Origin of the sequence: Candidatus Njordibacter sp. Uisw_056, from assembly GCF_047730085.1 — a bacterium.
Lineage (GTDB): Bacteria > Pseudomonadota > Gammaproteobacteria > Pseudomonadales > Balneatricaceae > Njordibacter.
Map to the genome: position 1 here is coordinate 1,009,159 of NZ_CP159830.1, position 23,089 is coordinate 1,032,247.

Sequence of the window (23,089 nt, forward strand, 5' to 3'; positions counted from 1 at the left end):
ATAGACATTTTAGAGCACTTATGATGCCATAGTTAGCCTTTGGCCACTAGGCCTACACTTTCAATACCTGCAACTGCAGCGGTTAAATCGTTATCTGAAGTATCGCCAGTGACACCCAAGGCACCCATAATTTGGCCACGTTCGTTTTGGATTAGCACGCCACCAGGAACAGGAATCATTTTTCCATCTAACGCAGCGTTTGCGGTAACAATAAAGTAAGGTTGAGCTTCGGCCCTAGCCATTTGAGCACTGCCAGGCATACCAAGCATAACAGCACCGTAAGCTTTGGCTTGGGCGATTGCAAAGCGACCTGGTGAAGCGCCATCTTGGCGTTCAAAGGCCTTTACATGGCCACCTGAGTCTAATACCACAACAGATAATGGCTTAAACCCAAGTTCTTTACCCTTGGCAAGAGTAGCATTGATGATGCGCTTTGAGCGGCTTAAAGATAGTTCGGCCATAAAAGGCTCCCGGTAAGTTGTAAAATTTCGTACATCATAGCCGAGTTGTATTACCGGTAGTAGCCTTTACCCAAATTTAGTCGCGATTAGATGACTAAATTGATGATTTATAGACCGAATGCGTCGTCACGAATTTGATTGAGGGTCTGATCTGGCGTTAGGGCTTGCGGATCCAACTTTATATGAATAAGAGCAGGCTTTTTAGCAGCCATGGCCTCACTCAAAGCTTGAGGAAACTGCGCACTTTTTGTAACCTTGGCAGCAAAGGCATCATAGGCCTGTGCTAGTGTGCAAAAGTCTGGGTTGACTAAATCTGTAGCGCTTACGCGGTTTGGAAAATGGCGTTCTTGGTGCATACGAATAGTGCCATACATACCATTGTCGATCACCAATACAATAATAGCAGCGCGCTCTTGCACTGCAGTACCAAATTCTTGCATGGTCATTTGGAAACAGCCGTCACCAGCAAACGCCACTACAGGGGTGTTGGGGCAAGCTATTTTTGCCGCAACAGCTGCAGGTAAACCATAGCCCATCGAACCGCTTGTTGGTGCTAGTTGGGTGCCATATTCAGAAAACTTCCAAAAGCGGTGAATCCACGTGGCGTAGTTACCTGCACCGTTGGTTATAATTGTATTAGATGGCAAAGTTACCGCAAGATGCGCCATGATAGCCGGCATTTGTACTTCACCTGGGTGTGTCTGAGTTGGGAGGGTAGACCAGCCTTGGTAGTTGCTATGACAACGCATTAGGTGATCTATGCGGCGTTGCGTTATCGTTTGGCTAACCGTTAGTTCAACGAGGCCTTGTGCTAATGCTTTAGGGCTGGCATGAATGGCAAGGTCTGCACGATAGACCCGCCCCAATTCCTCTGCACAGGCATGGATATGAATGAGCTGTTGTTTAGCCCCCTGTACCCCTAGCAGTTGGTAATTTTGTGAGGGTACTTCTGAGAAGCGGCTGCCCATTAAAATAACCAAGTCTGCATTAGCTATAGCCGCACTTAACTTAGGGTTTATGCCTAGACCAACGTCGCCAGCGTAGTTGGGGTGATGATGATTAAACAACATTTGGCGGCGAAATGAACATGCCACTGGCACCTTAAACCGTTCTGCAAAGGCCTCTACCTTTGCCACTGAATCTGAGCACCAACGACTACCACCTAATATTAAAATAGGGTTTGCAGCATGCTCAGTCATTTCAGCCATACGCTTTAAATCGTCCTGGCTAGGGTAGGTCTCTAAAGTATTAAAAGGCCTAATGGCCAAGCTCTCTGCTGTGCCAGCCAAAGTGTCTTCTGGCAACACTAGTACCACTGGGCCTGGGCGACCACTGGTGGCTATAGACCATGCCCGGCTTACCATTTCGGTAATGCGATCTGCAGAATCTATTTCTGCAACCCACTTAGCCATAGACCCCAAAAATTGGCCATAATCTACTTCTTGAAATGCTTCTCGATGGCGTAATTTACTATTAATTTGACCAATAAATAAAATCATGGGTGTGGAATCTTGCTGCGCCACGTGGATGCCAGCACTGGCGTTGGTGGCACCTGGGCCCCTTGTGACAAAACAAACACCAGGCGTTCCGTGGAGTTTGCCCCACGCTTCTGCCATCATCGCAGCACCACCTTCTTGGCGAGCGCTAGTCACGTTAATAGTGCTGTCGTGCAGGGCATCCAGCACTTCTAAGTAGCTTTCGCCGGGCACGCAAAATAGTTGCTTAACGCCGTGGGCCTCTAGGGCATCGACCACTAGTTCGCCACCAGATTTAGTACCAACAGTCATACATATTCCCTTTAAAAGTTACAGGCGTTGTAAAGTTTTGTAGTAAGCCTTTACGGCTACTAAACGGCAAAGGTCTTGGTGATGCAACTCAAGGCCTCGAGCAGTTTCTTGGCTAATAATTGCGTTGCCCTGATCGTCAAACGATACGGGTACAATACTACTGCGAAAATTTGTTAGCTTTGTGTTACTGACTAAAAACAACTCTGCGTCATGTTTAGGTTGGGCTATTTTAGTGGGTAGCACTTCGCTGTTTTTAACCGAGCTTATATCTCTTAGCTGGGCTTCTACTGTTGGGCCTGCATCAAAAATATCCACGTAACCCATATCCTGAAAACCTTCTTTTTCTAATAATCGAAGAGCAGGCCGAGTCTTTTCATGGACATGGCTAATAACTGCCTGGGCCTCAGGGCTAAGTAGATTTACGTAAAGAGGGTATTTAGGCATCAGCTCTGCAATAAATACCTTGTTACCCAGGCCGACTAGGTAATCAGCCTGCTTAAACTCCATAGAGAAAAAGTGCGTGCCTAACCAATGCCAAAAAGGGGAGTTACCACTGGTATCATTAACACCCCGCATTTCTGCGATCACTTTGGTGCCAAATCGCTCAGCAAATTGAGCCATAAACAAAAAACGACTTTTCGACAAAAGGCGCCCGTTGGTGCCACAGCGGTGTGCTTCTTGTAAGAACAAGGTGCACACTTCGGCGCAACCCGTATAATGGTTGCACAACGTAAGCACTTCCATTTTGTTATGTACGTCTAGGGTAGGTGACGCATGGACTACAGTTTGGCGGTGATAATGGTAAAAAGGTGTGCGAGTGCCTACACTGGCTTCCACAGCAGTAGTGCCGATCACCTCACCCGTTAGGGTATCTTCTAGGACAAATAAGTAACCTTCGTCATAGGGTTGACTCACGGGTTTGGCAAAAGACGCCACAGAGTGGGCAATTTTTGCGTTTAAAACATCACGGTTAATGGGTAAGGAGGTAAAACCTACACCAGAATCGACCGCAATTTGATATAAGGCATCTTGGTCTTGTGGACCAATAGGGCGAACAACCAACATAGTAAGCTAGCCATTAGTAGCGAATAAGACCTTATTATACGGGGAGTGACCTATTTAAGAGCAAGGTTTAACTTGCATATATGCGCCATAAATCTTCGCAAATAGATTAAAACGAATTGATCTGCTTGGTGTAGAAGAAAATACGGTCATTTTTAACGACGAAGAATGTTGCTAGTGCAGTGACTCAAGGCATTTTCATGACCCACTACCCACCTTATGTCTAGGTAGAGGGCTATCTATGTGTGCTGTTTAAACTGGTCTCATCTAAGTAGCCAAGTTAAACAACACCGACGTGGTACTCACTGTGTTGGAATTAGCGAACAACCCGCCTAATAAATACCACCACCACACCAATCATACATCCTAAAATAAATGCCAATATAGCCTTTAGCCCCACTTTTTGGGTCAAGTTGCTAGACACGCTTTCCTTCACACTGCCAACAAGGTCAAACAACTCACCCCTGTCATCCAAACTGCTTAGATTAGACACCTGAAGAATGCCCAAAAGTGCTAAGTGAATGGCTTCAAGTTCGTTGTAGGATTGGGTAATTAACCCGTTAATCTCATCAGCTGATATGCTGTTTGTAGAATGGTTTGCTTTAGAACCATAAAAGTCAATTTCAGTAATTATGTCTTGTAATTTAACTGAAATATCTATTTTTTTCCCTAATAGCTCTTTTCTATACTCTGGATCAGACATTTTTGAGCCTAAGGTCAAAAGACTATTAATTACGCCCTCACCATACTGAACAGTGGTTCCTGGTTGGCTTGCAGTGTTTTCATAATTCCCAGTAGGGTTGTTGCTTTGCTGATTAAACTCAATCAACGCCTGTTCATAAACACCGACCATGCGGTCAAGGCTAGCTCGTTCGCGTTCTAGCTTTCCTAAGCGAGCTTGCCTGAACCCTCTATACCAAGCCTCATTCTTGACGCCTACACCATTCTTCACAACAAGCTCTTTTAAGATTGAAACCCGGTACTTGTCTTCCAAATTTAGCTTATATGATAAGTCTGTGATTGACATGCCTGACGCTGGATCTTTAATGGATTGGTTGTCTAGAGAGTTGGACAGGTCCCGAACAGCGTTAGACAATAGGCTAAGAGTGTCCCCTAACACGTTGACTTGAATAAGTAATTCACCCGAAAGAATACGCCTATCTAGCCGAGTAACTGTGGGAGCCGAAACCATTAAAACACCACGGTCTACAATAGCTTTTGTAGCCCATACTTTTGGTATGCTGGTTAACAGGTCACTTGCTTTTTTAAGATTCCCATTAAATAAATTCAGGTCTATGGTAAGGATGACATTCTTTTTAGATTGAGCCAGTACCTCGTTTGTATACCCAGAAACTGCTTCGCTATATGCTGCGGTTGTTAAGCCTTTTTCCTTTGATAATAGCTGGGTGACTACGGATTTTAGTTCACCTTCACCATTAAACCCTGACTTTAAATGGATTGCCTCAACTAGCTCAGGGTAAGTGAACTCTGGACTACTAATGTTGCCATAAACTTCAGACAATACTGATCCGGAAATAAGTTCTTGGGGTGAAAATTTTTCGCCGTTTGGAAAGCGTCCGTCTTCAACACCTTGAAAGTTGAAATGCACCTGAAGGCTGGCCTGCTTAGTTTTATCAACAGCGATACCGCCCAATAAATAAATGAGAACCAAGGATAAACAAATGATACCAAACAACACAATGCGGTATTTTGCCTGCCAAAGTGGGATTAAAATGTCTTTGACGTCTATTTCATCGTCAAAAACAGGGTCAATAGAATTTGATACTTCCTTGTTCATTTATGTTTCCTAGCCACTGCATGCAGTGGATTAATTTACGCAATATAACCTAAACTAAACCATCAATGGTGATGTCTTAGGGTTACTAATATCGTTATCATCGGCTAATAGCACCCTGAATGTCAACGCCTGGTGTCAACGCCTGGTGTCAGCACTTAAAGGCTTTTTTGCCCGAGTTGGTTTAGTTTTTGGGTGATTTTGTTGGCAAGGCGCATGCCTGCTGTAAATCTTCGCAAACCTGTTTATGCCCTGCGCAAGGTAAGTGATATAAGGCGCCCTGGGCAATAATGTAGCCATTAATTGATGCAATTTCTGTTGGACGGCCTGCTTGGCAGTCTTGCAGCATAGAAGACTTATTAAGGGCTGTTTGCTGCAAAATCCGCACTGCTGTGTTGAGTAACCCCTGTGCCAAGGGCACTATGCCAACACGGGCCATAACATCTTGGGTTTCTATACATAACTGCTCCAGGCGTGGCCTACCTTGGGGGTGCTTAATAAGCTCGCCGTTAGTGCATTGGTATATGGCGGTGAGGGCATTAATTACACTATTAACAGCTAACTTGTGCCACATAGGGGTGCGAATATCGGTATGCCATGAAATATTAAGAATGGGGGTGAGGGGGTTATTTTTGAGGGAGTGACTATTTTTGCTGGTTTTTAGCAATCTTTGAATAGGAGATGGTATTTCTGCCTCAAGTAAATGGTCACTAAAACACCCTATAAAGGTTTCACCAATGCCTGCACGGACGACATTAAAAGGACTCATGCGCCATGCGCCATCAGTAGTTGTTGCATAATATATGTTGGCGTTTGGCATCACCCGTTGTAAGGCTTGGGCACTACCCATGCCATTTTGTAACAATAGGATTTGGGCATCATCTACCAAGTGTTTCCGCCAGGGCAATACTGCACCTATAGTAGCGTAAGATTTACAGCACACTAGCATGTGTTTAATGGGTTCATGGGGTGGCGTGTCTGGGATCAGTGCGTTGGGCTGGGTATGAACCTTTTGATCATCTTCCAACAGGTTTATGCCACCTGCGGCTTGGTATTGTGTCAGTTGGTCTGCATCCCTTAATAACAAAGTGACTTTTGATCCACGGGCAATTAAAGCGCTGGCCCAAAGGCTGCCGATGGCACCGACACCACAAATGTGCCAAGGGTAGGATGATAGACGAGTCATGGGTTACACTATTACTATTTACATTGATCCGCTATTTTAACAAAGGAATTTACTAATGCCATCTTTTGATGTGGTTTCCGAGCTCGACAGTCATGAAGTATCTAATGCCTTAGACCAAGCTAACCGTGAAGTAACTACGCGTTATGACTTTAAAGGCACTAATGCTCGTTTTGAACAAGGTGAAGATCTTGTCACTATGCACGCTGATGTAGAGTTTCAATTACAGCAAATGTTGCCCATCTTGCATGAAAAGCTGATCAAACGTGGTGTAGATATCCGCTGTTTAGACGTTAAAGACCCAGAAACTACCAATATGAAAAGCCGACAGGTAGTCATGATGCGCACAGGTTTAGATAAAGAACTGGCTAAAAAAGTAGTGAAGTTTTTAAAAGAGAAAAAACTAAAAGTACAAAGTCAGGTGCAGGGCGACCAAGTAAGAGTGACCGGTAAAAAACGTGATGATCTGCAAGAAGCCATAGCAAGCCTGCGTGAAGGTGAGTTTGACTTGCCTTTGCAGTTTAATAACTTTAGAGATTAGTCACCATTTTGGGTTTATACCCATGCACCTAGGTTACCAAATGGAATTATGCAGAAATGTCTAAACCAGTAAAATTATTGAGCTTTGTTGTAGTGAGTGCCTGCGTATTGTTGGCTATAAATTTTGGTATGCGCGCATCATTTGGTTTCTTTGTGGCGCCTATCTCCAGTGATTTTGGCTATGGACGTGAAGTGTTTGCACTTTCTTTGGCACTACAAAATTTATGTTGGGGATTGTTTCAGCCCATTGCAGGGGCCATGGCAGATCGTTTTGGCACATCTAAAACCATTTATATGGGTTCTATTGCTTATGCATTAGGTCTGTATATTACCGCCACAGCCGATAGTTATTGGGGCCTGCATATGGGTGCGGGTATTCTGGTGGGTATGGGTGTTGCAGGCACAGGCTTTGGTGTTATTTTACCTGCTTTAGCCAGAATGGTGAGTGAAGAGAAACGCGGCTTGGCCTTAGGTTTGGGCACTGCTGCAGGCTCTTTTGGCCAATTATTAGTGATTCCCGTAGCGCAAGAATTCATCGCTGCGTATGGGTGGCAAATTACTCTGCTCATTTTAGCAGGGGGTTCTTTGAGTATGCTGCTCTTGGCTAGGCCTTTTCGTAACGATGGGCAGCAGTCTGCAGTGGTTAGCCAAGAACACGATCAAAGCTTATCTGAAGCCCTTAAAGAAGCGGGTGGTCATGTGCACTATTGGTTGCTTATTGCAGGTTTTTTTGTCTGTGGTTTTCAATTAGCATTTATTACGGTGCACATGCCTGCTTATTTGTCTGATAATGGATTTGATGCCAAAGTGGCTGTTATTAGTTTATCGTTAATTGGCTTATTTAATATATTTGGATGTTTGTTATTTGGCTCTTGGTCTGGCAAATACTCTAAGAAAAACCTGTTAGGTATTATTTATCTATTGCGGGCGTTGGCTATAGCAGGCTTTATGTTAACCCCGATCACCACCACCTCAGTTTATCTATTCTCTATTGTCACCGGGTTTTTATGGCTGGCTACAGTGCCGCCTACGTCTGGCCTCGTGGCGCAAATGTTTGGTTTAAGGCACATGGGCACCCTCTACGGCATTGTTTTCTTAAATCATCAACTAGGCTCGTTTTTAGGGGTTTGGTTAGGGGGGTATTTGTATGACACAACAGGCAGTTACGATAACGTTTGGTGGGCCGCCGCTGCCATTGCCTTAGTGACTGCGGTCATTCATATTATTATTGATGAGCGGCCTATAAGTCGCCTTAGACCTGTAGCAGTATAACTAGGATTTACGCTGTGCTTGTTTGCCTTGCGCTTTAGCCTTGCGGCGATGGGCGATTGTCTCCATGGCATCAGCACCTATGTGGGATTCACCACGTTGTTGGGCTAGTTCCATCTGGTGCTGGCGTTCTTTATAGCGCTGGCGTTGGTCTGGGGTGTGTTTGTCAAAGCAGTTTGGGCAGCTGATGCCCTCTAGGTATTTATCGCTGGTTTGCTCTTCTTTAGTAATCGGTAAGCGACACGCGTGGCATTGGTCGTATTGACCTTTTTCCAGCTGGTGGTTTACCGTAACGCGATTATCAAATACAAAACATTCTCCCTGCCACATGGTGTCTTCTTCAGGCACTTCTTCAAGGTATTTTAAAATGCCACCTTGCAGGTGATACACCTCTTCAAACCCCTGTTCCTTTAAGTAGGCTGTAGACTTTTCGCAGCGGATACCGCCAGTACAGAACATGGCTACTTTTTTGTTTATTTTTGGGTCCAGGTGGTCACTCACATACTGTGGGAATTCACGAAAGTTAGTGGTGTCTGGGTTTAGTGCACCTTTAAAACTACCCACTTTTACTTCGTAGTCATTACGTGTATCTACTAATACGACGTCTGGGTCAGAAATAAGGGCGTTCCAGTCCTTAGGTTTAACGTAAGTGCCTACGACCTGTTTAGGGTCGATGCCTTCAACCCCCATGGTGACTATTTCTTTCTTTAGTTTTACTTTAGTACGATAAAACGGATTGTCAGCCTCAAAGGATTCTTTAGTCACAATATTACTCAGGCGCCCATCTTTCTCAAACCAAGTCATCAGTGCCTCTATACCCCTGCGCTTGCCGGCCACAGTGCCGTTGATACCTTCTGAGGCAAGTAACAAGGTGCCACGAATGTTGTTGTACTCCATGACGTTAAGTAACGGCTGGCGCAGATCTTGAAATCTTTCTAGGATGACAAATTTATAAAGGGCACAAACAACGATTTGCGACTGATCTTGAGTCATAATAATTCCTTAGCGAGCCGAAACGTAAATCCGGAGCTTAGGGGGCTTTTGCATTTTAACTGTGCAAGCCCCTTACTAGGGTTAAAATAAAACCCTATTTTACTTGATAAACTGGGTATGATTCAAATACTAATGGGGTAAATTAACGTGTGCTGGATGAGTTTTTAGGCTGCACTAGCACTAAGCCAATGAGCATAAAACTAAGAGCTAGCCAGATAAGGGGGGTATGGCGCTCGCCTAGTGCTATCATGCCAAGGAATACGCCTGATAAGGTAACGATATAAGCCACTTGGCTAGCAAATACCGCACCGGTTCTGCCCACTAACCCAATGTAGCCAGTGTAAGCGACCACGTGTAACAGGCTGTTTGCTAAAATAGCCCACTCAACAGAGGTCCAAGCTTGACTTAAATCTACCCATGACCCAGTAGCCAAGGTTATGGGAGTGCAAATGACCAGACCAATAATAGAAGCACCACGTAAGGTAGTTAGGGCGTCGATATTAGTAGGCGTTTTATGGGCTAGGTAATGACCTTCAACACCATAAAATAATGGTGCAATAAGAGCCAATAACATAAATAGGCCAACACCTTGGCTGCTAAAGTCTGCTTTTGGGCCAAGGATTAATGCAATGGCTACAGCGCCTAAAAGAATGCCCAGCATACGAATTCTGTTGAACCGTTCACTTCTGATCAGTAAAGCGACAATGAGCGCGAACATAGGTACCGTAGCGATACCGATGGCCAATAACCCAGCGGGTAAATGTGCAGCTGCTATGTAGGTAAACGTGTTTGGAACAATGGTACCAACCAAAGCCACAATAGTGTAGAAGCGGATGTGGGCCCAGGTCATGGGTAGCTGTGTTTTCTGAAAAATAGAAATAATGCTAAGCAATAAAGCTCCCGATGCCAGTTGCCAAAAAATCAACCCCAAGGGCTGATAACCTGTAGAAACCACATGTTTGGTAACGACGATAGTGCTGCCCCATACGCTGCCTAATAAAAGCAGCCATGCTAAGGCAAAAAAGTTTGCGGTATGTTTCTTTTTAGAAAAATTCTTCACGGAGTGTTTGGCCTGACCTTTTTGCCTAGATATCGTGCTTGCTGCATAGCCAAGCCTATGTCTTTTATAACCCTGCCTGTGCCAATTGCAATAAGGTGATGCCAAATAGTGCCACCCCAACTAAAGTGAAGGGCGGGGCGGAACATGTCCGTTAAATCTACGCACACGTGTTGCTCTTTTAAAAGCACATCATTCATTTTAAGGCTCACTAAAAAAGCTAGTATTTTTTAACGCAAAACATGCCGCATAGTTGCACTAAATTAAAGTGATGTAAACGCATTTGTTTGCATCACTTAGCGCAGTCTCACAGTCCTTAAAAAGGTGTGTTGTCATGTGTTTGCCATTGAAATCGTTTCATAGACACCTTGTGGTTATGTAATTGCACTCCCTCTTTTTCAAGCTTTTCACGCTGGCGCAGGTAACTTTCCGTAGCTGGTGGAAAGGCTAACTTACCGCTGGCAGTAATAATGCGATGCCAAGGTAAGCTTGAGTCTTTAGGTAAATGTCGCAAACACCAACCTACCCAGCGTGCAGCGCCAGTTTGCCCAGCAAGGGTGGCCAGTTGGCCATAGCTTGCTACTTTACCTGATGGAATGGCAGCAATAGTCTGGTATAGCTGCTGGCGCGCTAATCGTTGTTGGTCTTTGCGTTGTTCGTGGGGGACTTTCATTGTTATAATATGGCCGTATATACTAGACACAGTTACATTAACTAAGATTACATTATTATGCGTTTTCTTTTCGCCCTTTTTATTGCGGTACCCATTATTGAAATGCTGGTGCTTATTCAAGTAGGCCAAGAAATTGGGGCTTTATGGACCATTGCCTTGGTTTTGATTACCGCCTTTATTGGAATTAACCTATTACGTCATCAGGGTTTAGCAACGCTAACCAGAGCTAATTGGCGTATCCAGTCAGGTCAGATTCCAGCTAAAGAGATATTAGAAGGAATTTTACTCGCCGTTGGCGGTGCTTTACTTTTAACGCCGGGGTTCGTGACCGATGGCATTGGGTTTTTACTATTGGTGCCTGTTACGCGACAGTTTTTTGCATCACGTTTAATGGGCCGGTTTAAGTCATTCGCCAGCGCCAACGTTGCTGGTGGTAGTTTTGGTACTCAGGGTTTTGGCCAAAATGGCTTTGGCGCAGGCTCTACCAACGACGAAAGTATAATAGATGGAGAGTTTGAAGCACCTCACAATACGCAACCACGGGATAAGCTAGAATAAACCCTAGTTATCTGAACTTTATTTTGCATTTGCTATTGAAAAGTACACTTCACCCCATATCTATGGGTTCAATATTAACAATAATTCTGGCGTAGCCAGAAACACACACACTTTAGGAGTGCAAACGTAATGAGCATCCGTCCTTTACACGATCGCGTTGTAATTCGTCGTCAGGAAGAAGAAGCAACCAGTGCTGGTGGTATCGTACTACCTGGTAGTGCTGCAGAAAAGCCAAATCAAGGTGAAGTATTGGCAGTAGGCCCTGGCCGTGTTACGACCAATGGCGAATTACAAGCAATGAGCGTTAAGGTTGGCGACACTGTCTTGTTTGGTCCATATGCTGGCAACAGTACCGCTAAGATCAACGGTGAAGAAGTGCTTATCGTTAGCGAAAGCGAAATTTACGGCGTTCTCGAAGCCTAACTTAACACTATATTTGATACAGGAATTTTTCACATGGCAGCTAAAGAAGTAAGATTTGGAGATTCGGCTCGTAGCCGTATGGTAAACGGCGTAAACATTCTAGCCGATGCCGTAAAAGTAACCTTGGGCCCTAAAGGCCGTAACGTTGTGCTAGACAAAGCCTTTGGCTCACCTACCATCACTAAAGATGGTGTGTCTGTTGCTAAGGAAATCGAATTGGCCGATAAGTTCGAAAACATGGGCGCACAAATGGTGAAGGAAGTTGCTTCCCAAGCTAACGATGTTGCGGGTGACGGTACAACAACTGCAACTGTTTTAGCTCAAGCGATCCTAAACGAAGGCCTTAAGGCTGTTGCAGCTGGCATGAACCCAATGGACCTTAAGCGCGGTATCGACAAAGCGTCGGCTGCTGTAGTAGCCCAACTTGAAGCGATGGCTACACCTTGTGCAGATACCAACGCGATTGCCCAAGTAGGTACTATCTCTGCTAACTCTGATAGCACGGTTGGTATGATTATCGCTGAAGCGATGGAGAAAGTGGGTAAGGAAGGCGTTATTACTGTAGAGGAAGGCACTTCTCTTCAGGACGAACTAGATGTTGTAGAAGGCATGCAGTTTGACCGCGGTTACCTATCTCCTTACTTCGTTAACAACCAAGACAACATGACTGCTGAATTGGAAACTCCTTTCCTTTTACTAGTGGACAAGAAGATTTCCAACATCCGTGACCTGCTACCAATTTTGGAAGCTGTTGCAAAAGCGGGTCGTCCACTATTGATCGTTGCTGAAGATGTTGAAGGCGAAGCATTAGCGACCTTGGTTGTGAACAACATGCGCGGTATTGTTAAAGTATGTGCTGTCAAGGCACCTGGTTTTGGCGATCGTCGTAAGGCAATGCTAGAAGATATTGCTGTGCTTACTGGTGCAACTGTTATTTCTGAAGAAATTGGTTTGTCTCTAGAGACTGCTACTTTAGAGCAGCTAGGCCAAGCTAAGCGTGTGACTATGTCTAAAGAAAATACCATCATCATTGACGGTATTGGTGAAGCGTCTTCTATTGAAGGTCGTGTTACTGCTATCCGTGCACAAATTGCTGACACCTCTTCAGACTATGATCGTGAGAAACTTCAAGAGCGTGTAGCTAAGCTTGCAGGCGGCGTTGCCGTAATCAAGGTTGGTGCTGCTACTGAAGTAGAAATGAAAGAGAAGAAAGCCCGCGTAGAAGACGCATTGCATTCAACTCGTGCTGCTGTTGAAGAAGGCGTAGTGCCTGGCGGCGGTGTTGCTCTAGTTCGTGCTCTGCAAGGTATCGCAGGGTTAGAAGGGGCTAACCCAGACCAAACTGTAGGCATTAAAGTTGCCCTTAAGGCAATGGAATCTCCTATGCGCCAAATCGCTACCAACTCTGGTGATGAAGCCTCTGTTGTAGTAGACAAGGTTAAGTCCGGTTCTGGTAACTATGGTTACAACGCTAGCACAGGTGATTATGGCGACATGATTGAAATGGGCATCTTGGATCCTGCCAAAGTAACTCGCACAGCCCTTCAAGCAGCAGCTTCTGTTGCTGGCATGATGCTTACCACAGAATGTATGATTGCTGACGCACCGTCAGATGATTCTGGTGCTGGTGGCATGCCTGATATGGGTGGCATGGGTGGTGGCATGGGCGGCATGATGTAATGCATTTCCCAAGCTAACCATGCTTACTAAAAAACCGGCTCTTGTAGCCGGTTTTTTATTGGCCAAAATCACCCAAAGTGGTTATATTGACACTCACAAAAAAAGCACTGTTATCAGGATATTCACATGATTGAAATCACCAACTTACGCAAACAGTATGCCAGTGGCTTTGTGGCCTTGGATGATATAAATTTGAAGGTTAATAAAGGTGAGATTTTAGCTTTGTTGGGCCCCAATGGTGCGGGTAAAACAACCCTTATTTCCATCATTTGTGGCATTGTAAATCCGTCGTCAGGCGCTGTGACTGTAGGTGGTTTTGACATTATTAAAAACTATCGGCAAACCCGCAGTCTAATCGGCTTGGTCCCACAAGAGCTCACTACTGATGCCTTTGAGACACCTTGGAATAACCTCACCTTCTCACGCGGCTTATTTGGCTTGCCAAAGAATCCACAGATGGTTGAAAAGGTTTTAAAAGATTTGTCCTTATGGGATAAAAAAGACGACCGTATCATGACACTATCGGGCGGCATGAAACGCCGTTTATTAATTGGTAAGGCCCTCGTTCACGAGCCTCAGGTATTGTTCTTAGATGAGCCTACCGCGGGTGTAGATGTTAGCCTTCGTCAAGACATGTGGCGCATGGTAGATGAATTGCGTAATCAAGGCGTTACCATCGTTTTGACCACCCATTACATTGAAGAAGCAGAGGCTATCGCCGACCGCATTGGGGTGATCAGTGGGGGTAAATTACTGCTGGTAGAAGACAAAAAATTGCTGATGTCTCGCATGGGGCAAAAGCAACTTAAAGTTGAATTGATGGAGCGCCTTGATGCGCTTCCAACAGAGCTTGCAGAGCGAGGATTTATGCTCAATGAGGATAGCCTTAGCATTGTTTACCACTATGACAAAGATACCCCAGAAGTGGATATTGCAGGTTTATTGCAATCGGTTGCCAGTGCTGGTTTAGGTGTGAAAGACATACATACACAACAAAGCAGCTTAGAAGAAATATTTGTAGACCTAGTTGAGGACGCAGCATGAATTTAAGAGGTATGTGGGCCATCTATTCTTTTGAAATGTCCCGAACCAAGCGGACGATTACCCAAAGCGTGGTGTCACCTGTTCTTTCCACGGTACTTTACTTTGTAGTATTTGGCGGTGCCATAGGCTCGCGCATAGAGTCTGTAGGTGGCATTAGCTACGGCGCCTTTATTGTGCCGGGTTTAATCATGTTATCCATCATGACCCAAAGCCTATCTAACGCCTCTTTTGGTATCTACTTCCCACGTTTCTCTGGCACCATTTATGAAGTGCTTTCTTCACCGATGTCCTTTTGGGAAGCGACCGCGGGGTATGTGGGTGCTGCAGCCACTAAGTCCCTGCTCATTGGCCTAATTACCTTGGCAACAGCAGGATTTTTTGTGCCGATTGAAATTGCTCACCCATTTTGGATGTTAGCGTTTTTAGTCCTCACCACCATTACCTTTAGCTTGTTCGGTTTTTTGATTGGGATCTGGGCTGATGGTTTTGAAAAGTTGCAGCTAATCCCACTTTTAGTGGTCACACCAATGGTTTTTTTAGGCGGTGCATTCTACTCCATTGATATGCTGCCCAGTGCGTGGCAAACAGTGACGATGTTTAACCCTGTGGTGTACTTGATTAGTGGTTTTCGGTGGAGTTTTTACGAAATTTCTGATGTAAGTGTAGGGGTTAGCCTAGGTATGATTACGTTATTTATGGGTATTTGTTTAGCATTAATCTCTTGGATCTTTAAGACGGGTTACCGTTTAAAACAGTAATGTTACGCGCCACAAGGCACTATAGCTTGCATAAAAAGTTAATTTTAACGACTGGGGTTGCAAACTTGAATAGCAGTATAGATAACCGCAAAGGAATAGTATTAATGCTCGCTGCGATGGCGGGATTTACTATAGAAGATGCATTTATTAAGCAGCTTTCTAGCACTATTTCTATTGGTCAAATTCTCATTATTATTGGCCTGTGTAGTTGTGTATTTTTTGCTTTGGTGGCTATTATAAATGGGCATAGCTTGTTAGCTCGTAACCTATGGACACGAGCAACACTAACCCGAATGCTTGCAGAGGCCGTTGCTGCCGTAGCTTTTGTCACGTCTTTGTCGCTTGTGCCTATATCAACAGTCGCGGCAGTATTTCAAGTAACGCCATTAACCATTACCATGGGCGCCGCTCTTTTCTTAGGCGAGCGCGTTGGGTGGCGCCGATGGTTGGCTGTGCTTGTGGGTTTTATTGGTGTGCTATTAATTATAAGGCCAGGCTTTGGTGGGTTTAATCCATCAGTATTGTGGGTTCTGGTTGCCGTTTTAGGTGTGGCTGTTAGAGATTTAGTGACCCGTGTTATTCCTGCTCAAGTTGAATCTTCAGTGATTTCTTTTCAAGCTTTTGCGTCTCTCATTGTTGCGGGGGCCATCTGTGTGCTGGTTAGCCCTCAAGTTATGGTCCCTATCGCAGGCAAAGAGTTAGTTTATTTTGGCTGTACTATCGTTTTTAGTATTTCAGGCTATTACGCTATTGTTTCGGCGGTGCGTGTTGGAAATGCCTCTATCGTAGCGTCTTTTAGGTATTCAAGGCTGCTTTTTTCGTTGTTAGTTGGCATATTTATTTTTAATGAAAGCGTTGATATGCTCACTCTTGTTGGGTCTGTGATTATTATTGGATCAGGTTTGTATACGTACCTAAGAGAGCACAAAATGGCGACTCGAACTAGTAAAAATGCTGAGATGATATTGTAACCCCTTATCACTAAAGAGGAATATTATCTAAGGGGTTTATTCGGGCATGAGTAGTTCATGGCCAACCACTTCATCCATTATGCCGTAGGGTACCTTATACGTTTTACCATCTAACTTAATGACAGCGTAATCCTTACACATTTTAATGACGGTACAATTAACAATATTGCCCTTGTCATTCACCCTGACAATGTTGTAGTTATGCAGTGACAGTGCCATGTTTCTAAATAGCCGTTAGCGCAGCTAATTTATCTGCAATAAAGCTTGGAATAGCACAGCTTTTGAGGGCCTTATAGTCATAGTAAACGCCTATACCTAACCCCTTTGCGACTAAGCAATTCTGCTGAATGCTCCATAACTTGTGTTCTAGTTCAATTTTTTTTACCCCGGTTTGTGTCACCGTGCTAAATACAATAATGGTGTCAGGGTAGGTAACAGGTGCTAAGTAGTCACACTGGATGGACGCCAGTATGGGCCCAATATTGAAGCTTTTCATGTCGCTGCTCATGCCTAGCTTTTCCAACAAATCAATGCGGCCATCTTCGATGTAGCGAATATAGACAGTGTTGTTTAGGTGCTGAAAGGCATCCATTTCGCCCCATTTCACTTTAATTTCTGTACTAACAGGATAGTGTTTGTTTAATGTTTCTAAATCCATGTTGTTGCTTCCTAGTTAACTTCAAATCCGTGGGCATATGGGTCCCTTGGATCAACAATAATGGTGTTGTAGCCTGTAACTTTAGCCCAGCCTTGGATGCTTGGCATGATGCCACGGTAGGAACCTACAAGAGTGGTTGATTCAACGTGGCCAATAAACTGGCTGCCAATAATGCTTTCGTGGACAAACGCCTCACCCTCTTTTAGTGAACCTTTAGCATGTAACTGCGCCATGCGGGCACTGGTGCCAGTGCCACAGGGTGATCGATCTATGGCGCCAGTGCCATAAAACACTGCATTAGCACCACTAGAACCTTGTTTGGATGGCTTTCCCGTCCACATTACATGGCTAATGCCATTAACGCTTGGGTTTTCTGGGTGCACACAGGTGGCTAGCTTATTAATGGCGGCCCTAATTAATGGGCTGTAACGTAGAATTTGGGCTGCAGAAAACTGATCTAGCCCAGCAAAGTTTTTTTGTGGATCGATGATTGCGTAGTAGTTGCCGCCGTACGCCACATCTATTTTAAGTTCACCTAATTCTGGGCACTCTATCACTAGGCCCTCATGGGCTAAATAACTCGCCACATTGAAGATTCGTACAGAGTCTATTAAGCCATCAGTACCTTGTTTATATTCAATGCGTATGACCCCTGCAGGTACCTCTAAGGTTAGTTGACCTTGAGTTTTTGGTATCCACAAACCTTCCTGTAAGGCCGCAGTTACCGTGCCTATAGTGCCATGACCGCACATTGGCAAGCAGCCACTGGTTTCAATGAATAAAATGGCACCATCATGTGTTGGATTGCTTGGTGGGTAAAGTATAGCGCCAGACATCATAGCGTGGCCGCGGGGTTCAAACATTAATGAGGTACGGACCCAATCATGGTTTTGTAAAAAATCTTGCCTCTTTTCACTCATAGTGATGCCACTGAGCTGAGGCCCACCTTTAGCAACTAAGCGAACAGGGTTGCCACACGTGTGGGCGTCGATACAGTTAAATGTATGTATGGTCATAAGCATAGAAAAAGAGAAGTCCGTATAACTGCATGGTACAATGGTCTGGCTTAATTAACCTAACATTCTATGCATTTGGGCTAGTCAGTCACATGGTCCTAGTGCATAAAGAGAACCCCTATTCATGAAATTACTGGTCGACTTTTTACCCATCGTCATTTTTTTTATTGTTTACAAATTAACCAATGACTTAATCCTAGCCACTGCGGTATTAATTCCTGCAACATTGTTGCAAATGGCTTACACCTGGTGGGCCACAAAGAAAGTAGAGAAAATGCAGCTAATCACCCTAGTGTTGGTGGTGGTGCTTGGGGGGCTAACCGTAGCGTTACAAGATGGCCAGTTTATTAAGTGGAAACCTACCATTGTGAACTGGTTATTTGGTTTGGGCTTTTTGGGCAGCCAATTTATAGGCAAAAAGACGGTGGTACAGCGGTTAATGGAAAAGGGCGTAGAGTTGCCTAGGCGTATTTGGCGCCAGTTAAACTTAGCCTGGGTGGTTTTTTTTGCCACTATGGGAAGTGTCAATTTATATGTGGCGTTTAATTACAGTGAGTCCACGTGGGTCGATTTTAAACTCTTTGGCATGCTTGGTATGACGTTTGTGTTCATTCTTGCTCAAGGTTTGTACATGTCTCGCTTTATGCCTAAAGACAGTGAAATAGAGGATTAATTATGTTGTTTGCCATTATCGCCCAAGATGTAGAACATAGCTTAAGCGCACGACTAGAGGCTCGTCCAGCCCATGTAGAACGGCTGAAGGAGTTAGATTCACAGAATCGGTTAACCCTAGCGGGTCCTCATCCTCACACTTCTGAAGAAGGCTTTACGGGAAGTTTAGTGGTGGCTGAATTTACTGATCTTGAAGCTGCGCAAGCATGGGTTGCAGCAGATCCCTATGTTGCAGCAGGAGTATACGCTCACGTAACGGTTAAGCCGTTTAAACAAGCCTTTCCGGCACAAGGATAAATCTATGAAGCAACTATTAACGGCGCTATTCGCCCTCAGCCTAAGTTTTACTGCATGGGCAGAAAACCCTCAGGTTGAGTTGGAAACTATTCACGGTCGTATTGTTATTGAATTAGATCAACAAGCTGCTCCAATTAGTGTAAAGAATTTTTTATATTACGTAGATAGTGGTTACTATGATGCAACTATTTTTCATAGGGTGATCCCAGGATTCATGGTGCAAGGTGGCGGTTTTGTCGCCAATGGAGACGCTAAATCGGGTACTATCAGTGCCATTGTCAATGAAGCAAATAATGGTTTGTCTAACATGCGGGGCACTATTGCGATGGCCCGTACTAGTAATCCAGACAGTGCCACGGCGCAGTTTTTTATTAACCACAAAGATAACCCATTCTTAGATAAAAGCTCATCCAGTGCTGGCTATGCGGTGTTTGGAAAAGTAATAAAGGGCATGGACATTGTTGACAAGATTACCCAAGTACCCACTAAAACTAACGGTATGTATCGTGATTGGCCGTCTAAACCAGTCTTCCTCTATAAAGCTTATAACCTTACTCAATAATTGTGAGGTATGAAAACTAGTTACGCTAAAAAGGCATTTTCTGATCCTCAAAGTCTAGCCGCAACCCCTGAAGTTGCGGCTAGTTTAGTGGCCAAACTGCAAAAAAGCCCACTTGAAGTAGATCAACGACTGAATAAGCTTGAAGCTGTTTTTGCAGAGTCTAGGATATTTCTAAGCAACAACACTTTATCTCTAAACGCCGCAGCATTAGGTGATACAGGTATGTGTGGTGCAAAGCCTACGGTTGAGGTTTTAGATAAAAATTTTGGTGCGGGCTTAGATTTTCTTCTCACATGGAAACTTTGGCTGCAGGCTGGCAAACACTGCGGGCTAACATCAACACTAAGCTATCTTGCCATTTCTGAGCAGCCTCTGTGTCTAGGGGACATTAAACAGTTGCACAGAAGCTGGCCTCAATTAAAAAGCCTGAGCTTAAAGTTACAAAAGCAATACCCAAGTGCTATTAAAGGTTTTCATCAGCTAGACTTTGGCAAGGTTAAGCTAATTTTGGTGCAAGCGGAGTCCCAACACGCGCGAGCTCAGGTGCAAGGTAAGTTTGATGTGTGTCTTGGTGACTTAGAAATAGCCACCAATAATGGGTATATACCACCATGGCAAAGACCCACTCTGGGCGTTACGCAAAAGAGCAAAGTAGCGGTCATTGGTGCGGGGATTAGTGGCACAGCTACTGCATACAGCTTATCTCAGCGAGGTTTTGATGTAACGCTTATCGAGCGAGGCCAGGCGTTAGCTAGTGGCGCTTCAGGTAACCGGCAAGGTATGCTCTATGCCAAACTACCAGACAATGCCACCATAGCAGGGCAGTTTCACCAACAGGGGCTGCAGCACAGCATGGGGCAGCTAAAGCGGTGTTTAGATGCCAAATATTGGCAAGCCTGTGGTTTGTTACAGTTAGCGACTAACGCTAAGCAAGTGGCTCAAATGCAGGCAGTAATGCAGCGCGGATATCCTTTGTCTTGGTTACAGTGGCTAGAACAAGACGCTGCAGAAGAACTAGCACAGCAGCCCTTGAGTGCAGGTGGTTTGTATTTCCCTCACAGCGGCTGGGTTTCTCCTGTAGATTGGTGTGAATCCTTGTGTGATCAAAGTGGTGCCAATGTGTGGCTCGCTACAGATGTGGTGGGCATGCAGCAAACCCAAAATCACGTTTGGCACCTTACCTTAGCAGGTGCTTATTCAGGCGACTATGAGTTTGACGCTGTCGTGATTGCCAACGCCAACGGTGCTAAGGACTTATTAGCCAAACAGTCCATCTCGTTAAAATCTATTCGTGGTCAAGTAAGCTATATTGCAGCTGATAAAGAATTAGGGCAAAGCCCGGCGCTTGTAGTGTGTGGCGAAGGCTATGTGACACCAGCCCAGCAAGGCGTATTTGCAGTGGGAGCCAGCTATAATTTGCACACAGTGGACATGGCCTTATCGGCGCAAGATCATACTGACAACTTGAGTCGTTTAAGCGAAGTGCTGCCAAGGCACAAAAAGCTTGGCTCAAACTCCATTGCCGGTGGTAGAGTGAGTTTTAGGGCGGTAACCCCAGATTACCTGCCACTGGTAGGGCAGCTGGCTGATGAGTCCAAAGTATTAGATCGCTTTGCAAAATTGCGCCAAGATGCTAATTATAAGTTTGCTGAAGAGATGCCTTATTTAGCAGGGCTATATATTAATGCAGGCCATGGCTCTAAGGGCCTAATTACTGCGCCCTTAAGTGCAGAGATATTAGCCAGCCAGATGGCCAATCAAAGCCTGCCTGTGGCACAATGTGTAGCCTGGGGTTTAGATCCCAACCGATTCATTGTTCGCGACTTAATACGCCGTAAACGTTAACTGAGACCCATACTGTGAACCCAACTAAAATTAAACTTCATAAAAGTAGTAACACTCTAGAACTTAGCTATGCAGAAACTGCTGGTGAGGTTAGTTACACTTTATCTGCAGAATACCTGCGTATTTCCTCACCCAGTGCAGAAGTGAGGGGCCATAGCCCAGACCAAGCAGTGCTGCAGGTGGGTAAGAGCAGAGTTAAGTTAGTGGGTATTGAGGGCGTAGGCCATTATGCGGTTAAACTTGAATTTGATGATGGTCATGATTCAGGTTTGTATACGTGGAATTACCTCCATGACCTTAGTATTAATCAACAACAGCACTGGGATGATTACTTAGAGGAATTAAACCAAGCTAAACAAAGCCGAGACCCACACACTAGTGTGGTCCAGTTTGTTTAGCTCACTAGGTTATAAGGTGATTAGTTAGTTCGTCTTGATCATGGGTTGATGGCACATGCTCTGCGAGTAGGTCGCCACAAGCAGTGATAGCAGTGATAGCAGCGATGAGTCCAGCCTCGGTGTTGTTGGCTTTTATTTGGGCTAAGAGTGGCTTCAAGATACTGTGCCATGCATCATCCGGCACAAGGTTATTTATGCTGCTATCTGCTAAAATTGCTACACAGCGCTCAGCTTCTGTGTGGTGCAAGCCCTGGCCTAAAAGCTCAACCTTCAAGCCTTTTGATCAACTATTGAAGCTAATCAATTTGCCCAAGAGCAATGGCTCCAGCGGCTTGTACGTGGGCAACACAAGCCTTTCTTGCCGCTTCACCATCGCGGTAGGAGATAGCCTGCATGATAGCCTGCATTTCTTTAAGGCTGTTTTGCCAACGTCCTTGTTGGGATATGGTTCCCGCTCGCAACACCATGATACGAGCTAAAAGGCGGTTAAGGCTGGTGTCAAGTTCGTCATTGCCACTACCTTCGAGTAGTTGCGCATAAAAATCTTTAGTACAGGCCAAAATTTCACTCACTTTAGCGTGGTCAAAGGCCTTTTTTAATGCATCAGTAGTTTCTTGTAGTGAGTTAATCTGGTCGTTGCTTGCACGCTCACAAAATAACTCACCTGCCAAACCCTCCAGAGCAGCGCGCAACTCATAAATGTTTTTTATGTCCTGTGCGTCTAGCACAGTGACACTTGGCCCACGTTGGCCGGCGTATTGAACTAACCCTTCTGACTCTAGGTGTCGTAACGCTTCTCTCACAGATGTCCGGCTTACATCTAGTGCCTTGCACAGTTCTCTTTCTACCAACCTTTGGCCCGGTTTAAACTGAGCGCTAATGATGGCATTTCGTAGCTTATCTAATACGATTTGGCGCAAAGTTATGGTGTTACGAGTAACTTTGAGGTTAGAAAGATCATTGATCATTAATTAAGACTCTGCAGCCATTTCTGCTAATACTTCACGGGCACACCGAAAAGCATCAATAGAAGCGGGTACACCACAATAAATAGCGCTTTGTAATAGTACTTCACGGATTTCATCTTGGGTGCAGCCATTGTTGAAAGCCCCACGGATGTGGATTTTTAGCTCATGGGGCCGGTTTAACGCCGTAATCATCCCCAAATTTACCAAACTGCGAGTTTTACGGGGTAACCCGTCACGGTTCCAGATGCTGTCCCAGCAGTACTCAGTAACAAGCTCCTGCAAGGGCCATGTAAAGTCGTCAGCTGCAGCAATAGAGGCATCCACATAGGCATCTCCCAGCACAGCTTTACGGGTTTTTAAGCCGGCTTCAAATTTTTCTGACCTGTGTTTTGAATCTGACATCAATTAATCCTTTTTCC

The 23,089-nt window shown here is 44.9% G+C and carries 28 protein-coding genes; 13 read left to right on the forward strand and 15 right to left on the reverse strand.

Translation table 11 applies throughout. From position 1 onward, the window contains the following. Positions 1–32: 32 nt before the first annotated feature. From ABXT60_RS04950 to ABXT60_RS04970, 5 genes are all read right to left on the reverse strand, one after another. Positions 33–461, reverse strand: coding sequence for a GlcG/HbpS family heme-binding protein (locus ABXT60_RS04950; RefSeq protein WP_443631639.1), 429 nt, complete (start codon positions 459–461; stop codon positions 33–35). A 107-nt stretch (positions 462–568) separates the two neighbouring features. After that, positions 569–2,248, reverse strand: a complete 1,680-nt coding sequence (locus ABXT60_RS04955; protein ID WP_443631640.1) for a thiamine pyrophosphate-binding protein — start codon at positions 2,246–2,248, stop codon at positions 569–571. Positions 2,249–2,266: 18 nt separating this feature from the next. Continuing rightward, on the reverse strand, positions 2,267–3,313 hold the full coding sequence (gene astA / locus ABXT60_RS04960) for an arginine N-succinyltransferase (protein WP_443631641.1): 1,047 nt from the start codon (positions 3,311–3,313) through the stop codon (positions 2,267–2,269). A 313-nt stretch (positions 3,314–3,626) separates the two neighbouring features. After that, the gene (locus tag ABXT60_RS04965; protein ID WP_443631642.1) at positions 3,627–5,108 is read right to left on the reverse strand and encodes a hypothetical protein; all 1,482 of its coding nucleotides are present in this window, start codon (positions 5,106–5,108) and stop codon (positions 3,627–3,629) included. Between the two features lie 181 nt (positions 5,109–5,289). Then, complete coding sequence (locus ABXT60_RS04970; RefSeq protein ID WP_443631643.1) at positions 5,290–6,291, reverse strand: ketopantoate reductase family protein; 1,002 nt, start codon at positions 6,289–6,291, stop codon at positions 5,290–5,292. 55 nt (positions 6,292–6,346) lie between these two features. On the opposite strand from ABXT60_RS04970, the gene ABXT60_RS04975 reads away from it, so the two are divergent. Beyond that, on the forward strand, positions 6,347–6,829 hold the full coding sequence (locus tag ABXT60_RS04975; RefSeq protein ID WP_443631644.1) for a YajQ family cyclic di-GMP-binding protein: 483 nt from the start codon (positions 6,347–6,349) through the stop codon (positions 6,827–6,829). Between the two features lie 56 nt (positions 6,830–6,885). Continuing rightward, the gene (locus ABXT60_RS04980; protein WP_443631645.1) at positions 6,886–8,100 is read left to right on the forward strand and encodes an MFS transporter; all 1,215 of its coding nucleotides are present in this window, start codon (positions 6,886–6,888) and stop codon (positions 8,098–8,100) included. On the opposite strand, the gene trhO is transcribed toward ABXT60_RS04980, so the two are convergent. The 4 genes from trhO to ABXT60_RS05000 form a co-directional block, all read right to left on the reverse strand. Next, positions 8,101–9,090 (reverse strand): oxygen-dependent tRNA uridine(34) hydroxylase TrhO, encoded by a 990-nt coding sequence (gene trhO / locus ABXT60_RS04985; protein WP_443631646.1) that lies wholly within the window; start codon positions 9,088–9,090, stop codon positions 8,101–8,103. 142 nt (positions 9,091–9,232) lie between these two features. Continuing rightward, positions 9,233–10,150: a DMT family transporter gene (locus tag ABXT60_RS04990; RefSeq protein ID WP_443631647.1), complete on the reverse strand. Its 918-nt coding sequence runs from the start codon at positions 10,148–10,150 to the stop codon at positions 9,233–9,235. Further along, entirely contained in the window at positions 10,147–10,347 is a 201-nt protein-coding gene (locus tag ABXT60_RS04995) for a hypothetical protein (protein WP_443631648.1), read from the reverse strand. The genes ABXT60_RS04990 and ABXT60_RS04995 overlap by 4 nt, the downstream gene beginning before the upstream one ends. A 116-nt stretch (positions 10,348–10,463) precedes the next feature. After that, on the reverse strand, positions 10,464–10,820 hold the full coding sequence (locus ABXT60_RS05000; protein ID WP_443631649.1) for an MGMT family protein: 357 nt from the start codon (positions 10,818–10,820) through the stop codon (positions 10,464–10,466). Positions 10,821–10,877: 57 nt separating this feature from the next. Between ABXT60_RS05000 and ABXT60_RS05005 the strand changes: the two genes are divergently transcribed. From ABXT60_RS05005 to ABXT60_RS05030, 6 genes are all read left to right on the forward strand, one after another. Next, positions 10,878–11,378 (forward strand): FxsA family protein, encoded by a 501-nt coding sequence (locus ABXT60_RS05005; RefSeq protein ID WP_443631650.1) that lies wholly within the window; start codon positions 10,878–10,880, stop codon positions 11,376–11,378. A gap of 129 nt (positions 11,379–11,507) precedes the next feature. Next, entirely contained in the window at positions 11,508–11,801 is a 294-nt protein-coding gene (locus ABXT60_RS05010) for a co-chaperone GroES (protein WP_046486026.1), read from the forward strand. A gap of 33 nt (positions 11,802–11,834) precedes the next feature. Beyond that, the gene (gene groL, locus ABXT60_RS05015) at positions 11,835–13,481 is read left to right on the forward strand and encodes a chaperonin GroEL (RefSeq protein ID WP_046486028.1); all 1,647 of its coding nucleotides are present in this window, start codon (positions 11,835–11,837) and stop codon (positions 13,479–13,481) included. A 126-nt stretch (positions 13,482–13,607) separates the two neighbouring features. Then, on the forward strand, positions 13,608–14,525 hold the full coding sequence (locus ABXT60_RS05020) for an ABC transporter ATP-binding protein (protein ID WP_443631651.1): 918 nt from the start codon (positions 13,608–13,610) through the stop codon (positions 14,523–14,525). Continuing rightward, on the forward strand, positions 14,522–15,283 hold the full coding sequence (locus tag ABXT60_RS05025; RefSeq protein ID WP_443631652.1) for an ABC transporter permease: 762 nt from the start codon (positions 14,522–14,524) through the stop codon (positions 15,281–15,283). Before ABXT60_RS05020 ends, ABXT60_RS05025 begins: the two co-directional genes overlap by 4 nt. After that, entirely contained in the window at positions 15,283–16,254 is a 972-nt protein-coding gene (locus ABXT60_RS05030) for a DMT family transporter (RefSeq protein WP_443631653.1), read from the forward strand. Before ABXT60_RS05025 ends, ABXT60_RS05030 begins: the two co-directional genes overlap by 1 nt. A 36-nt stretch (positions 16,255–16,290) precedes the next feature. Here ABXT60_RS05030 and ABXT60_RS05035 read toward each other — a convergent pair whose 3' ends face one another. From ABXT60_RS05035 to ABXT60_RS05045, 3 genes are read right to left on the reverse strand one after another with little or no spacing between them, the layout of a single operon-like run. Continuing rightward, the gene (locus tag ABXT60_RS05035; RefSeq protein WP_046486036.1) at positions 16,291–16,473 is read right to left on the reverse strand and encodes a hypothetical protein; all 183 of its coding nucleotides are present in this window, start codon (positions 16,471–16,473) and stop codon (positions 16,291–16,293) included. Positions 16,474–16,477: 4 nt separating this feature from the next. Beyond that, a complete protein-coding gene (locus ABXT60_RS05040) occupies positions 16,478–16,912 on the reverse strand; it encodes an acyl-CoA thioesterase (RefSeq protein WP_443631654.1) in 435 nt (144 codons plus the stop codon). Positions 16,913–16,923: 11 nt separating this feature from the next. Further along, positions 16,924–17,934 (reverse strand): 4-hydroxyproline epimerase, encoded by a 1,011-nt coding sequence (locus ABXT60_RS05045; protein ID WP_443631655.1) that lies wholly within the window; start codon positions 17,932–17,934, stop codon positions 16,924–16,926. A 118-nt stretch (positions 17,935–18,052) separates the two neighbouring features. Between ABXT60_RS05045 and ABXT60_RS05050 the strand changes: the two genes are divergently transcribed. Genes ABXT60_RS05050 through ABXT60_RS05070 form a run of 5 tightly spaced genes read left to right on the forward strand, consistent with a single transcriptional unit; the run spans position 18,053 to position 21,702 of the window. Next, the gene (locus tag ABXT60_RS05050) at positions 18,053–18,601 is read left to right on the forward strand and encodes a septation protein A (RefSeq protein WP_443631656.1); all 549 of its coding nucleotides are present in this window, start codon (positions 18,053–18,055) and stop codon (positions 18,599–18,601) included. A gap of 2 nt (positions 18,602–18,603) precedes the next feature. Beyond that, positions 18,604–18,897 (forward strand): YciI family protein, encoded by a 294-nt coding sequence (locus ABXT60_RS05055; protein ID WP_443631657.1) that lies wholly within the window; start codon positions 18,604–18,606, stop codon positions 18,895–18,897. A 4-nt stretch (positions 18,898–18,901) separates the two neighbouring features. Next, positions 18,902–19,459, forward strand: coding sequence for a peptidylprolyl isomerase (locus ABXT60_RS05060; protein WP_443631658.1), 558 nt, complete (start codon positions 18,902–18,904; stop codon positions 19,457–19,459). A 9-nt stretch (positions 19,460–19,468) separates the two neighbouring features. Next, positions 19,469–21,304: an FAD-dependent 5-carboxymethylaminomethyl-2-thiouridine(34) oxidoreductase MnmC gene (mnmC, locus tag ABXT60_RS05065; protein WP_443631659.1), complete on the forward strand. Its 1,836-nt coding sequence runs from the start codon at positions 19,469–19,471 to the stop codon at positions 21,302–21,304. A 14-nt stretch (positions 21,305–21,318) separates the two neighbouring features. Beyond that, the gene (locus ABXT60_RS05070; RefSeq protein ID WP_443631660.1) at positions 21,319–21,702 is read left to right on the forward strand and encodes a gamma-butyrobetaine hydroxylase-like domain-containing protein; all 384 of its coding nucleotides are present in this window, start codon (positions 21,319–21,321) and stop codon (positions 21,700–21,702) included. A 4-nt stretch (positions 21,703–21,706) separates the two neighbouring features. Here ABXT60_RS05070 and ABXT60_RS05075 read toward each other — a convergent pair whose 3' ends face one another. From ABXT60_RS05075 to pcaC, 3 genes are read right to left on the reverse strand one after another with little or no spacing between them, the layout of a single operon-like run. Then, entirely contained in the window at positions 21,707–21,949 is a 243-nt protein-coding gene (locus tag ABXT60_RS05075; RefSeq protein ID WP_443631661.1) for a hypothetical protein, read from the reverse strand. A 49-nt stretch (positions 21,950–21,998) separates the two neighbouring features. Further along, entirely contained in the window at positions 21,999–22,670 is a 672-nt protein-coding gene (locus ABXT60_RS05080; RefSeq protein ID WP_443631662.1) for a GntR family transcriptional regulator, read from the reverse strand. A 3-nt stretch (positions 22,671–22,673) separates the two neighbouring features. Continuing rightward, positions 22,674–23,072 (reverse strand): 4-carboxymuconolactone decarboxylase, encoded by a 399-nt coding sequence (gene pcaC / locus ABXT60_RS05085; RefSeq protein WP_046485165.1) that lies wholly within the window; start codon positions 23,070–23,072, stop codon positions 22,674–22,676. Between the last annotated feature and the right edge of the window lie 17 nt (positions 23,073–23,089).